Origin of the sequence: Streptomyces sp. SKN60, assembly GCF_026236535.1 — a bacterium.
Lineage (GTDB): Bacteria > Actinomycetota > Actinomycetes > Streptomycetales > Streptomycetaceae > Streptomyces.
Genome location: NZ_JAHTMW010000029.1, coordinates 20794 through 33580 on the forward strand (window position 1 = coordinate 20794; position 12787 = coordinate 33580).

The 12787-nt window shown below is 68.6% G+C and carries 13 protein-coding genes; 3 read left to right on the forward strand and 10 right to left on the reverse strand.

Features of this window, described 5'->3' with window-relative positions:
- The first annotated feature begins 118 nt into the window (after window positions 1-118).
- The 3 genes from KV205_RS32810 to KV205_RS32820 all read left to right on the forward strand — a co-directional run bounded on the left by KV205_RS32810 (window position 119) and on the right by KV205_RS32820 (window position 3986).
- The gene (locus KV205_RS32810; protein WP_265868507.1) at window positions 119-1315 is read left to right on the forward strand and encodes a sensor histidine kinase; all 1197 of its coding nucleotides are present in this window, start codon (window positions 119-121) and stop codon (window positions 1313-1315) included.
- Window positions 1312-2001, forward strand: coding sequence for a response regulator transcription factor (locus KV205_RS32815; protein ID WP_274711128.1), 690 nt, complete (start codon window positions 1312-1314; stop codon window positions 1999-2001). The genes KV205_RS32810 and KV205_RS32815 overlap by 4 nt, the downstream gene beginning before the upstream one ends.
- A gap of 134 nt (window positions 2002-2135) precedes the next feature.
- Entirely contained in the window at window positions 2136-3986 is a 1851-nt protein-coding gene (locus KV205_RS32820) for a glycosyl hydrolase family 18 protein (RefSeq protein ID WP_374214763.1), read from the forward strand.
- 77 nt (window positions 3987-4063) lie between these two features.
- Here the strand turns inward: KV205_RS32820 and KV205_RS32825 are convergent, their stop codons facing one another.
- The 10 genes from KV205_RS32825 to KV205_RS32870 all read right to left on the reverse strand — a co-directional run bounded on the left by KV205_RS32825 (window position 4064) and on the right by KV205_RS32870 (window position 12534).
- Window positions 4064-4510 carry a DUF2550 domain-containing protein gene (locus tag KV205_RS32825; protein WP_265868570.1) on the reverse strand — a complete coding sequence of 149 codons (447 nt, stop codon included), beginning with the start codon at window positions 4508-4510 and terminating at the stop codon, window positions 4064-4066.
- Window positions 4511-4669: 159 nt separating this feature from the next.
- On the reverse strand, window positions 4670-5044 hold the full coding sequence (locus tag KV205_RS32830) for a F0F1 ATP synthase subunit epsilon (RefSeq protein ID WP_265868508.1): 375 nt from the start codon (window positions 5042-5044) through the stop codon (window positions 4670-4672).
- A 201-nt stretch (window positions 5045-5245) separates the two neighbouring features.
- Window positions 5246-6688 (reverse strand): F0F1 ATP synthase subunit beta, encoded by a 1443-nt coding sequence (atpD, locus tag KV205_RS32835; RefSeq protein WP_265868509.1) that lies wholly within the window; start codon window positions 6686-6688, stop codon window positions 5246-5248.
- Window positions 6688-7605 (reverse strand): F0F1 ATP synthase subunit gamma, encoded by a 918-nt coding sequence (locus KV205_RS32840; RefSeq protein ID WP_265868510.1) that lies wholly within the window; start codon window positions 7603-7605, stop codon window positions 6688-6690. The genes atpD and KV205_RS32840 overlap by 1 nt, the downstream gene beginning before the upstream one ends.
- Window positions 7606-7625: 20 nt before the next feature.
- A complete protein-coding gene (gene atpA / locus KV205_RS32845; RefSeq protein ID WP_265868511.1) occupies window positions 7626-9221 on the reverse strand; it encodes a F0F1 ATP synthase subunit alpha in 1596 nt (531 codons plus the stop codon).
- A 140-nt stretch (window positions 9222-9361) separates the two neighbouring features.
- Window positions 9362-10177, reverse strand: coding sequence for a F0F1 ATP synthase subunit delta (locus tag KV205_RS32850; protein ID WP_265868512.1), 816 nt, complete (start codon window positions 10175-10177; stop codon window positions 9362-9364).
- On the reverse strand, window positions 10174-10719 hold the full coding sequence (locus KV205_RS32855; RefSeq protein WP_265868513.1) for a F0F1 ATP synthase subunit B: 546 nt from the start codon (window positions 10717-10719) through the stop codon (window positions 10174-10176). The genes KV205_RS32850 and KV205_RS32855 overlap by 4 nt, the downstream gene beginning before the upstream one ends.
- 41 nt (window positions 10720-10760) lie before the next feature.
- Window positions 10761-10994: an ATP synthase F0 subunit C gene (gene atpE, locus KV205_RS32860; RefSeq protein ID WP_010474382.1), complete on the reverse strand. Its 234-nt coding sequence runs from the start codon at window positions 10992-10994 to the stop codon at window positions 10761-10763.
- Window positions 10995-11085: 91 nt separating this feature from the next.
- Window positions 11086-11895, reverse strand: coding sequence for a F0F1 ATP synthase subunit A (gene atpB, locus KV205_RS32865; protein WP_265868515.1), 810 nt, complete (start codon window positions 11893-11895; stop codon window positions 11086-11088).
- Between the two features lie 225 nt (window positions 11896-12120).
- The gene (locus KV205_RS32870; RefSeq protein WP_265868517.1) at window positions 12121-12534 is read right to left on the reverse strand and encodes a hypothetical protein; all 414 of its coding nucleotides are present in this window, start codon (window positions 12532-12534) and stop codon (window positions 12121-12123) included.
- Between the last annotated feature and the right edge of the window lie 253 nt (window positions 12535-12787).

Below are 12787 nucleotides of genomic sequence, written 5' to 3' on the forward strand. Positions count from 1 at the left end.
GGCCCGCGCGTCGTCGGCGCCGATGAACCGCGGCTACATCCTTCGACGGAGTCCGACGGGGGCGCGGCTCGGCCCGGACGAGGACGCCGGGGCCGGACCCACCGTGTTGGATGGGGACGTGCGCCTTCCCCGCCCCCACCGCGACGACCTGCTGATCGCCCTCGCCGGACTGGTCGGCGGCCTGATCCTGTGGTTCTTCGGTCTGTTCGTGACCGGTGACCGGGTCGTCGAGGCGCGCTGGGCCACCCTGGTCCCGCTGACCGTGATGTCGGCGATGGAGGCGCTGCGCCGCACGGCTCCGCGCACCGCGCTGATCGTCGGCACGCTCGCCATCACGGCGGACCAGTTCACCAACGGCAACCTCGCCACCGTGCTGATGTTCACGGACGTGGTCTACGCGTCGGTGGTGTACGGCCCGCCGGCCTCGGCGCGCCGCATCCCGTACACCACGGGCCTGATCACCGTGGGGATCACGGTGGGGCTGCTGATCTGGTGGCAGAACGCGATCGCGCTGCTCGTGGGCGTGCTCTCGGGCATGATCTCCTTCCTGCCGGCGGTCACCGGGGCCATCGTGCGCAACCACCGGGAGGCGGCGGAGGCCGCCCGGCTGCGGGCCGAGCAGACCGCGCTGCTCGCCGAGATGGACCGGGCGCAGGCGGTGACCGCCGAGCGCAGCCGGATGGCTCGCGAGCTGCACGACATGGTCGCCAACCATCTCTCGGCCATCGCGATCCACTCCACCGCCGCGCTGTCCCTGGACGACCCGGCCACCACCCGGCAGGCGCTGACCGTGATCCGGGAGAACAGCGTGGCCGGCCTCGCGGAGATGCGCCGGCTGATCGGGCTGCTGCGGGACAGCAGCGGGGACGCCGAGCCGGCCGCCGCACCGACCCTGGCCGGTCTGGAGGCGCTGCTCGCGCAGGCCCGGACGAACGGCGAGTCCAGCGGGCTCGGCTTCGCCCTGGAGGACACCCGGCCCGAGGGCGGCCATCCGCTGCCGGCGCCGGTGGAGCTGGCCGCGTACCGGATCGTGCAGGAGTCGCTGACCAACGCGCTGAAGCACGCCGCCCCGGGCACCGTCGCCGTGTTCCTGGCCCGTGACGCGCGGGCGCTGACGGTGCGGGTGACCAGCCCGTACGGTGACCGGCCGGGGCCGCGCGCGCCGGGCTCGGGGGCCGGTCTGGTGGGGATGCGCGAGCGGGTGGCGCTGCTCGGCGGGGAGTTCGAGGCGGGACCGGTGTCCGCGGACGACGGGACGAAGACCTGGCAGGTGCGGGCGGTGCTGCCCGCGGAGGAGAGGACACCGGACGCATGACGGACACAGGCGGTACGGGTGGGGCCCGGGCGAGCGGAGCCCGGGTGATCCGGGTCGTGGTCGCCGAGGACCAGAGCGCGGTACGGGCCGGGCTGGTGCTGATCCTGGGCAGCGCGCCCGACATCGAGGTGGTGGGCGAGGCGGCGGACGGCGAGCAGGCCGTCGAGCTGGCCCGCGCGCTGCGCCCGGACCTGGTCCTGATGGATGTGCAGATGCCGAAGCTGGACGGGGTGTCGGCGACCCGGCAGGTGGTGACCGAGGGCCTGGCCGACGTCCTCGTGCTCACCACCTTCGACCTCGACGAGTACGTGTTCGGGGCGCTGCGCGCGGGCGCCGCCGGCTTCCTCCTGAAGAACACGGACGCCCGGGACCTCATCGAGGCGGTACGGACGGTGGCGCGCGGCGAGGGGCTGATCGCCCCGGCGGTGACCCGGCGGCTGATCGCCGAGTTCGCGGCCCCGCGCCGCCCCGAGCCCCGGGTCGATCCGGGCGTCGTGGACCGGCTGACCCCGCGCGAGCGGGAGGTGCTCGGGGCGCTCGGCAGCGGCCTGTCGAACGCGGAGATCGCGGTGCGGCTCGACATGGCGGAGGCGACGGTGAAGACGCACGTCAGCAAGGTCCTTGGCAAGCTGGAGCTGCGCAGCCGGGTCCAAGCCGCCGTGCTCGCCCAGGAGTTGGGGATCTGAAAGCACGCATTCCGACGTTGGTCTGGACCTCTTGACGGCTGGTCCAGACCTTTCTACGCTCGCGGGGCGCGCGCACCCTTTCGGACCACCCCCACCCTTTGTCGTCCGCAACGTCCGCAACTTGAGGAGCACCGTTGAGCACTCAAGCACCGACGCGCAGAACAGGCTTCAGACGCCGGGCCGCCGCCGGTCTGACCGCCCTCGTCCTGCCCCTGGCCGCGATGATCGGCCTCGCCGCCCCCGCCGAGGCAGCCACCTCCGCGACCGCCACCTATCAGAAGACCCAGGACTGGGGCTCCGGCTTCGAGGGCAAGTGGACGGTGAAGAACACCGGCACCACCACGCTCTCCTCCTGGACCGTCGAGTGGGACTTCCCCTCCGGCACCGCCGTCACCTCCGCCTGGGACGCCACCGTCACCAGCTCCGGAACCCACTGGACCGCCAAGAACGTCGGCTGGAACGGCACCCTCGCCCCCGGCGCGACCATCTCCTTCGGCTTCAACGGCACCGGCTCCGGTGCCCCGTCCGGCTGCAAGGTCAACGGCGGCTCCTGCGACGGCTCCGGCGGCCAGCCCGGCGACAACGCCCCCTCCGCCCCCGGCACCCCGGTCGCCTCCAACATCACCGACACCTCGGTGAAGCTCACCTGGACCGCGGCCACCGACGACAAGGGCGTCAAGAACTACGACGTGCTGCGGGACGGCGCCAAGGTCACCACGACCACGGGCCTCACGTACACCGACAGCGGTCTGTCCGCCGGCACCGACTACAGCTACACGGTCGTCGCCCGCGACACCATCGACCAGACCGGCCCGGCCAGCGCCGCCACCCCGGTCCACACCACCGGCGGCGGAGGCGGCACTCCGCCCCCGAACGTGGTGAAGATGGGCTACTTCACCAACTGGGGCGTCTACGGGCGCAACTACCACGTGAAGAACATCGTGACCTCGGGCTCCGCGTCCAAGATCACCCACATCAACTACGCCTTCGGCAACGTCTCCGGCGGCAAGTGCACCATCGGTGACTCCTACGCCGACTACGACAAGGCGTACACCGCCGACCAGTCCGTGGACGGCGTCGCCGACACCTGGGACCAGCCGCTGCGCGGCAACTTCAACCAGCTGCGCAAGCTGAAGAAGGCCTACCCGAACATCAAGGTCATCTGGTCCTTCGGCGGCTGGACCTGGTCCGGTGGCTTCGGCCAGGCCGTGCAGAACCCGACCGCCTTCGCGCAGTCCTGCTACGACCTGGTGGAGGACCCGCGCTGGGCCGATGTCTTCGACGGCATCGACCTGGACTGGGAGTACCCCAACGCCTGTGGTCTGTCCTGTGACACCAGCGGCCCGAACGCCTTCAAGAACATGATGCAGGCGATGCGCGCCAAGTTCGGCGCCAACGGGATCGTCACCGCGGCCGTCACCGCCGACGCCTCCGCCGGCGGCAAGATCGACGCCACCGACTACGCGGGCGCCGCGCAGTACATGAACTGGTTCAACGTGATGACGTACGACTTCTTCGGCGCCTGGGCGGCGCAGGGCCCGACGGCCCCGCACTCCCCGCTGACCTCGTACGCCGGCATCCCGCAGCAGGGCTTCAACTCCGCCGAGGCGATCGCCAAGTTCAAGGCCAAGGGCGTCCCGTCGAACAAGCTGCTGCTCGGCATCGGCTTCTACGGGCGCGGCTGGACCGGCGTCACCCAGTCCGCCCCCGGCGGCACCGCCACCGGACCGGCGCAGGGCACGTACGAGCAGGGCATCGAGGACTACAAGGTCCTCAAGAACTCCTGCCCGGCCAACGGCACCGTCGCCGGCACCGCCTACGCCCACTGCGGCACCAACTGGTGGAGCTACGACACCCCCGCCACCGTCAACTCCAAGATGAGCTGGGCCAAGAACAACGGCCTCGGCGGCGCGTTCTTCTGGGAGTTCAGCGGTGACACCAGCAACGGCGAGCTGGTCGGCGCCATCAACAGCGGTCTGAGCTAGTTTCCGTACGACGAAGCGGGGACGGCGCAGCACGCCGTCCCCGCTTCTTCATGTCTCTACGCGAGATTCACTACGCGCTACGCGACATTCACCCTCTGGCCGGGCGGTGCCGCCTCCAGCCAGGCCAGGAAGCCGGTCAGGGCGTCCTCGCTCATCGCCAGCTCAAGGCGCGTGCCGTTCACCCGGCAGCCCTGGATCACGGAGTCCGAGAGCAGCGCGAGCTCCTCCTCGCCCTCCGGCATCCGGCGCTCCAGGACCTCGATGGCCGAGCGCTCCATGACGTGCTTGGGGCGGGGCGCGTACGAGAAGACCCGGAACCAGGCGATCTCGTCACCGCTGTACCGGGCCACCCCGTAGGACCAGCCCTTGCCGCTGCGGTCCGGGGTCTCCGCCACGGGGCTGCGCAGCGAACAGTCGAAGGTGCCGCCGGCCCGCTGGATGAGCCTGCGGCGCAAGCCGAAGACGAAGAGCCCGATCACCAGAGTCGCGACGACCAGGCCGCACACGAGCAGCGCGAGGAACATCTTCACCGACCTCCTCGCTGCGTCCCGTGGCCGGCGGAACCGGCCTGACCGAATACGACCTGCATATGCATCGCCTCAGCCGCGGCACGGTCCGAAACATTCCATCCGGAACATTCCAGCCGTGCCGCGGCTGAGGTCTGGGGCTCTCGGCGCGGTCCGCTAGCGGACCGCTACCGCGCGCAGCCGGACCTCGGCGCGCCGCTCGGCGGCGGCGTCCTCCTCGGCCTTCGCGCGCTCCAGCGCGCGCTCGGCACGCTGGGCGTCGATCTCGTCCGCCAGCTCGGCGATCTCCGCGAGCAGAGACAGCTTGTCATCGGCGAAGGAGATGAAACCGCCGTGGGCGGCGGCCACGACCGTGCCGCCCTCGCTCGTACGGATCGTCACCGGGCCCGACTCCAGCACACCGAGCAGCGGCTGGTGGCCGGGCATGACGCCGATGTCGCCGGAGGTGGTACGCGCGATGACCAGGGTGGCCTCGCCGGACCAGACACTCCGGTCCGCGGCGACCAGCTCGACGTGCAGCTCAGCAGCCAAGGGTGGCTCCTCGGGTCACCACCCGGCGGTGCTGCCGGGTGTTGGGTCAAAGTCTAGTAGGGCGGACGGCGCCGGTGCGCCAGAGCCCTCGCCCCGGCTCTTCTCTGCCGGGGGTCCGGGGGTTGTCCCCCGGGGGATGCAGCTAGTGGGCGTGGAGAGGGGGGCGGGACCAGTCCCGCCCCCCTCAGGCGAGCACGGGGCTCAGGAGACGCCGAGCTCCTTGGCGTTGTTCTTGAGGTCCTCAAGACCACCGCACATGAAGAACGCCTGCTCCGGGAAGTGGTCGAACTCACCGTCGCAGATCGCGTTGAACGCGGCGATCGACTCGTCGAGCGGAACGTCCGAACCGTCCACACCGGTGAACTGCTTCGCCGCGTGGGTGTTCTGGGACAGGAAGCGCTCGACACGGCGGGCGCGGTGGACAACGAGCTTGTCCTCCTCGCTCAGCTCGTCGATACCGAGGATCGCGATGATGTCCTGGAGGTCCTTGTACTTCTGCAGGATGCCCTTGACGCGCGTGGCGGCGTCGTAGTGGTCCTGCGCGATGTAGCGCGGGTCCAGGATCCGGGACGTGGAGTCCAGCGGGTCCACGGCCGGGTAGATGCCCTTCTCGGAGATCGGACGGGAGAGAACCGTCGTCGCGTCGAGGTGGGCGAAGGTGGTCGCCGGCGCCGGGTCGGTGAGGTCGTCGGCGGGGACGTAGATCGCCTGCATCGAGGTGATCGAGTGACCACGGGTCGAGGTGATGCGCTCCTGGAGGAGACCCATCTCGTCGGCCAGGTTCGGCTGGTAACCCACCGCGGAGGGCATCCGGCCGAGCAGGGTCGACACCTCGGAACCGGCCTGGGTGAAGCGGAAGATGTTGTCGATGAAGAACAGCACGTCCTGCTTCTGCACATCGCGGAAGTACTCCGCCATGGTCAGACCGGCGAGGGCCACCCGGAGACGGGTGCCCGGCGGCTCGTCCATCTGGCCGAAGACAAGGGCGGTCTTGTCGAGGACGCCCGAGTCCTCCATCTCCGCGATGAGGTCGTTGCCCTCACGCGTACGCTCACCGACACCGGCGAACACGGAAACACCCTCGTGCAGCTTGGCCACACGCATGATCATTTCCTGGATCAGAACGGTCTTGCCGACACCGGCGCCACCGAACAGACCGATCTTTCCACCCTTGACGTACGGGGTGAGAAGGTCGACGACCTTCAGGCCGGTCTCGAACATCTCGGTCTTCGACTCGAGCTGGTCGAACGCCGGGGCCTTGCGGTGGATGGACCAGCGCTCGCCGACCTCGGACTCGGCCTCGGGCTCGTTCAGGATCTGACCCAGCGTGTTGAACACGCGGCCCTTGGTGACGTCGCCGACGGGCACGGTGATGCCGTCGCCGGTGTCCACCACGGGGGCCTGGCGGACCAGACCGTCGGTGGGCTGCATCGAGATGGTGCGGACGATGCCGTCACCGAGGTGCTGCGCGACCTCGAGGGTCAGCGTCTTCTTCGCGCCCTCCTCGGCCGGGTCGGCGACCTCGACGTGCAGGGCGTTGTAGATCTCCGGCATCGCGTCGACGGGGAACTCCACGTCGACGACCGGGCCGATGACCCGGGCGACGCGGCCCGTGGCGGCGGCCGTCTCAACAGTGGTCGTCATTACTTGTCACTCCCCGCGGTCGCGTCGGCCAGGGCTGCGGTGCCACCGACGATCTCGCTGATTTCCTGGGTGATTTCGGCCTGGCGGGCCGCGTTGGCAAGTCGGGAGAGGTTGTTGATCAAGTCTCCCGCGTTGTCGGTGGCCGACTTCATCGCGCGGCGCGTGGCGGCGTGCTTGGAGGCAGCCGACTGCAGCAGCGCGTTGTAGATCCGGCTCTCGACGTAGCGCGGCAGCAGGGCGTCGAGGACGTCCTCCGCCGACGGCTCGAAGTCGTACAGCGGTCGGAGGGTGTCCGGCTCGCCGGCCTCCTTCGCCACCTCGTCGAGGCTGAGGGGCAGCAGCCGGGCCTCGATCGCCGTCTGGGTCATCATCGAGACGAACTCGGTGTAGATGATGTGGAGCTCGTCCACGCCACCCTCGGCCGTGTCCTTCTCGATCGCCTCGATCAGCGGTACCGCGATCTTCTTGGCGTCGGCGTACGTGGGCTCGTCCGTGAAGCCGACCCACGTGTCGCTCAGCTTCCGCTCACGGAAGTTGAAGTGCGCGACGCCACGGCGGCCGACCACGTAGATGTCGACCTCCCTGCCCTCGCCCTCCAGCTTCTTGATGAGCTGCTCCGCCGCCTTGATGGCGTTGGAGTTGAAGGCACCGGCCAGACCGCGGTCGCTCGAGAGGAGCAGGACCGCGGCACGGCTCGGGTTCTCCGCCTCCGTGGTCAGCGGGTGCTTGTCGTTCGCACCCGTGGCCACGGCCGTGACCGCGCGCGTGAGCTCGGTCGCGTACGGAGTCGACGCCTGCACCTTGCGCTGCGCCTTGACGACACGCGAGGCGGCGATCATCTCCATCGCCTTGGTGATCTTCTTCGTCGCGGTGACGGATTTGATGCGACGCTTGTAGACCCGGAGCTGCGCTCCCATGAGTCAGGTCCCTTCCGTCGTCACTTCGAGACGTTGACGGCGGAGGCGTCGTCGCCGAGCAGCTTGCCGTCAGAGGTCTCGAACTGCTTCTTGAACTCCGCGATGGCGTCGGCGACGGCCGTCAGGGTGTCGTCCGACATCTTCTTGCCCTCGCGGATGGAGGTCATGAGGCTCGCGTGGTTCTGGCGCAGGTACGCAAGAAGCTCGGCCTCGAAGCGACGGATGTCGGCGACCGGGACGTCGTCCATCTTGCCGGTGGTGCCGGCCCAGACGGAGACGACCTGGTTCTCGGTCGGCATCGGCTGGTACTGAGCCTGCTTGAGCAGCTCGACCATGCGCTGACCGCGCTCCAGCTGCGCCTTCGACGCGGCGTCCAGGTCGGAACCGAAGGCGGCGAACGCCTCGAGCTCACGGAACTGGGCCAGGTCCACGCGGAGGCGGCCGGCGATCTGCTTCATGGCCGGGTGCTGGGCGGAGCCACCGACTCGGGAGACCGAGATACCGACGTTCAGGGCCGGACGCTGGCCGGCGTTGAACAGGTCGGACTCCAGGAAGCACTGGCCGTCGGTGATGGAGATGACGTTGGTCGGGATGAACGCCGAGACGTCGTTGGCCTTGGTCTCGACGATCGGCAGACCGGTCATCGAACCGGCACCCAGCTCGTCCGAGAGCTTGGCGCAGCGCTCGAGGAGACGCGAGTGCAGGTAGAAGACGTCACCCGGGTAGGCCTCACGGCCCGGCGGGCGGCGCAGCAGCAGCGACACGGCGCGGTAGGCGTCGGCCTGCTTCGACAGGTCGTCGAAGACGATCAGGACGTGCTTGCCCTGGTACATCCAGTGCTGACCGATGGCGGAACCGGTGTACGGCGCCAGGTACTTGAAGCCGGCCGGGTCGGACGCCGGGGCGGCGACGATCGTCGTGTACTCGAGCGCGCCGGCCTCTTCCAGGGCGCCGCGGACGGACGCGATGGTCGAGCCCTTCTGGCCGACGGCGACGTAGATGCAGCGGACCTGCTTGTTCACGTCGCCCGAGCGCCAGTTATCGCGCTGGTTGATGATCGTGTCGACGCACAGCGCGGTCTTGCCGGTCTGACGGTCGCCGATGACCAGCTGACGCTGACCACGGCCGACCGGCGTCATGGCGTCGACGGCCTTGTAGCCGGTCTCCATCGGCTCGTGCACCGACTTACGGGCCATAACGCCCGGGGCCTGCAGCTCGAGGGCGCGGCGGCCCTCGGTCGCGATCTCGCCGAGACCGTCGATCGGGTTGCCGAGCGGGTCGACGACGCGACCCAGGTATCCCTCACCGACACCGACGGAGAGGACCTCGCCGGTGCGCTGCACCGACTGTCCCTCCTCGATGCCGCTGAACTCGCCGAGGACGATCGCACCGATCTCGCGCTCTTCGAGGTTCAGCGCGAGACCGAGGGTGCCGTCCTCGAACTTCAGCAGCTCGTTCGCCATGGCCGAGGGAAGACCCTCGACCTTGGCGATGCCGTCGCCGGCCAGGCTGACCGTGCCGACCTCCTCGCGCGAGGCCGCGTCCGGCTGGTACGACTGGACGAAGTTCTCCAGCGCGTCCCGGATCTCCTCCGGCCGGATCGTGAGCTCCGCCATCTGGGTTCCCTGCTCTCCTTGTTGGGCCCGAAGTTTCTTAAGGGGTCTGGGGGCCGACCCCCAGGAATCTTCTGCAATCTCTGCACGGCCCAACCGGGCCGCTTGTGTTGCCGTGTTGCTGTTCTGCTGTGTGGCTGCCGTCAGCCGGCCAGGCGGCGGGTCGCCTCGTCGAGACGCTCCGCGATGGTGCCGTCGATGACCTCGTCGCCGACCCGCACCGAGATCCCGCCGAGGACCGTGGGGTCCACGTCCAGGTTCAGGTGCATCGGGCGGCCGTACAGCTTGGCGAGGACGGCGCCGAGGCGCTGCTTCTGCTGGTCGGTCAGCGGCACCGCCGTGGTGACGACGGCGACCATGCGGTCCCGGCGCGCCGCGGCGAGCTTGGACAGGGACTCGAGTCCCGCTTCCAGGCTACGTCCCCGGGGCTGGGTCACCAGACGCACGACCAGGCGCTCGGTGACGGCGTCGGCCTTGCCGCCGAGCAGGCTGCGGAGCAGCTCGCCCTTGGCGGAGGCCGTGGCCTTCTTGTCCGTCAGCGCCGAGCGGAGCTCGTTGCTGGAGGAGACGATCCGGCCGAATCGGAACAGCTCGTCCTCGACGTCGTCGAGGCCGCCCGCCTTCTGGGCGGCGGTGAGGTCGGCGGTGTTCGCCAGCTCCTCGAGACCGTCGACCAGGTCGCGCGACTGCGACCAGCGGGAGCGGACCATTCCGGAGACCAGGTCGACGGCGGGGCCGTCCACCTGACCCGACAGAAGGCGCTGTGCGAGTTCGGCCTTGGCCTCGCCCGCCTGCGCCGGGTCGGTCAGGACCCGACGCAGCGACACCTCGCGGTCGAGCAGCGCGGTGACCGCCGCCAGCTCGCCCGCGAGCTTGCCGGCGTCGACCGACGTGTTGTCGGTCAGCGCGTCGAGGGCCTCGCGCGCGGTGCTCAGTGCTTCGCGGCTCGCTCCGTTCATCGGACGGCCTCGGCCTTCTCCTCGAGCTCGTCGAGGAACCGGTCGATGGTGCGGCTCTGGCGGGCGTGGTCCTCGAGGGACTCGCCGACCAGCTTCGCGGCCAGATCCGTGGCGAGCTTGCCGACATCCTGACGCAGCGCGGCGGACGCGGCCTTGCGGTCGGCCTCGATCTGCGTGTGGCCGGCCGCGATGATCTCCTCGCGCTGGCGCTGGCCTTCCGCCTTCATCTCCTGGATGATCGCGGTGCCCTGCTCCGTCGCCTCCTGGCGGAGACGCGCGGCTTCGTGGCGGGCCTCGGCGAGCTGAGCCTTGTACTGCTCCAGCACACTCTGAGCCTCGATCTGGGCCGACTCGGCCTTCTCGATGCCACCCTCGATGGCCTCGCGGCGCTCTTCCAGAACCTTGTTGATGTTCGGGAGGAGCTTCTTGGCGAGGAAGCCGAAGACGATGACGAAGGCGATCAGGCCGATGACGAGCTCGTCGAGATGCGGGATGAGCGGAGGCTGCTCCTCCGCCGCTTCCGCAAGAAGCAGAGCGTTCACATCAGTGCCTTCCGTAAAAAGAATCGGGCTGTCGGTCCGGCTTACTTGTAGACGAAGCCCATGACGATGCCGATGAGGGCGAGCGCCTCACAGAAGGCGAAACCCATGATCTGGTTGGTACGGATCAGGCCGGCAGCCTCGGGCTGGCGGGCGAGGGCCTGGGTGCCGTTACCGAAGATGATGCCGACGCCGACGCCGGGGCCGATGGCCGCGAGGCCGTAGCCGATGGAGGCGACGTTTCCGTTGACGGCGGCGAGAGTCTCGAGAGCGGACATGCCGGTTCTTCCTTCTCTTTCAAGGACCCGGTGGGGGTTGGCCACCGGACGACTGTTGGTAAGGGGGTGGTGAAGCTGCTGCCGGGCCGGCTCAGTGGTGCTCGGCGAGCGCGCCCTGGACGTAGCTGCAGGCCAGGAGGACGAAGACGTACGCCTGGACGGCCTGGATGAAGAGCTCGAAGGCGGTCATCACGATGACCATCACGAAGGAGGCGCCGGCGTAGACGAAGCCGAGGCCGTTCATGAGGTACCAGGTGGCCAGCGAGAACATCACGATGAGCAGGTGACCGGCGAACATGTTCGCGAACAGTCGGACCGCGTGCGTGAAGGGCCGGATGATCAGGTTCGAGAAGAACTCGAGCAGCATGATCAGGGGGAGGATCGCGCCCAGCGACTTGTCGTAGCCGAGGATGTTCTTCCAGCCGCCGACGAAGCCGTGCTTCTTGAAGGTCAGCGAGACCCAGATCACGTAGACGATCAGCGCGAGGGCCGCCGGGAAGGCGATCAGCGAGGTGACCGGGAACTGTGCCAGCGGGATGATGGACCAGAGGTTCATGATCCATACAAAGAAGAACAGCGAGACCATGAACGGCACGTACTTCTGGCCGTCCTTCTTGCCGATGATCTCGTAGACGATGCCGCGGCGGACGAAGTCGTAACCGGCCTCGCCGACCATCTGCATCTTGCCGGGGATCAGCTTCGGCTTGTTGAACGCGGCCCAGAAGAAGCCGACGACCACGATCGAACCCAGGATGGCGAGCAGCATCGGCTTGGTGAAGTCGAAGCTGCCCACGGTGAAGATGGGCTCGTACATGAACGTGTGCAGCCCCGGCGCCGGGAAGCCACATCCGGTGAAGATGTGGCAATCCGGGTCGAAGGCAAGCGTCTGGTCAGCACTCACCGCGGGCTCCTTCAGCGTGGCGCATAGGTACGGCAACCTCGTTGTGTCGGCGCGGCACGCAGCCGCGGGTCGGCACTGGACTGGTCTTACGGATAAGGGGGCGGCGGTTCGGCATCGAGCCTCGCGCTGGGACAGGCGCCGCTTCGGATGCCCGCGCCCGCAGTGCCGCAGTTGGCACCGGACGATAGCAGGAAGCCGAACGGCTCTTTATCCCGGCCCTACCCTTCACGACTTCGGTCCCGTTTTGTCGGGCTCGACGTACATGATCTTGGCCTTCATATAGGCCCGGGCCTGGGCGGCGACCCACACGATGGTCGTGGCGAGCAGCGTGAAGGCGAAGGCCTTGAAGTCGAACGCCGAGGTGTCCTTCAACAAGGCCAGGAAGATGAAGAGGACCAGCAGCTGGGCCGTGTAGAGCATCAGTCCCATGGCCTGGAACAGCTGCGGAAGCTTCTTCGCCGTCCGCTGCAGAACCACCAGCCCGATACCCATGAAGAGGAGGACCACGGCGGTGCCGACGACGGCGCCGAGCGCACCCTTGCCACCGGCGACCACACCGCTGACAACCGTGGCGATGACGCCTACGGCGGCGGTGGGCACTGCGGTGAGCAGCAGGGTGCGTGCGTCGTTGGACGGCATGGCGGTGTCTCCGCTTGCTGGTGGGGGCGATGGTGTCGTCAGGGACGAGCGTAGGCCCGGTCCGAGGTGTGTCTCGGGGCCAACAGACCGTCGCACTACGGTCTTTCGGCACTGTCGCCGGGTCTCGTGAACCGTATCACAAACTATTTGAATAGGTCTTTACCCGTGGGTGTGCCAACTCTCACACGTGAGAGTGACCCTGCGCGTGTGTGCACGGCAGCGGGGAGATATGTCTGGTAATGGCCTCGAATGC

Bases quoted from the DNA above. Each gene is read 5' to 3' on its own strand.
- KV205_RS32815 (WP_274711128.1), top strand. From the start codon at position 1,312: ATGACGGACACAGGCGGTACGGGTGGGGCCCGGGCGAGCGGAGCCCGG.
- KV205_RS32825 (WP_265868570.1), bottom strand. From the start codon at position 4,510: ATGTTCCTCGCGCTGCTCGTGTGCGGCCTGGTCGTCGCGACTCTGGTG.
- atpD (WP_265868509.1), bottom strand. From the start codon at position 6,688: ATGACGACCACTGTTGAGACGGCCGCCGCCACGGGCCGCGTCGCCCGG.
- KV205_RS32840 (WP_265868510.1), bottom strand. From the start codon at position 7,605: ATGGGAGCGCAGCTCCGGGTCTACAAGCGTCGCATCAAATCCGTCACC.
- atpA (WP_265868511.1), bottom strand. From the start codon at position 9,221: ATGGCGGAGCTCACGATCCGGCCGGAGGAGATCCGGGACGCGCTGGAG.
- KV205_RS32850 (WP_265868512.1), bottom strand. From the start codon at position 10,177: ATGAACGGAGCGAGCCGCGAAGCACTGAGCACCGCGCGCGAGGCCCTC.
- atpE (WP_010474382.1), bottom strand. From the start codon at position 10,994: ATGTCCGCTCTCGAGACTCTCGCCGCCGTCAACGGAAACGTCGCCTCC.
- KV205_RS32870 (WP_265868517.1), bottom strand. From the start codon at position 12,534: ATGCCGTCCAACGACGCACGCACCCTGCTGCTCACCGCAGTGCCCACC.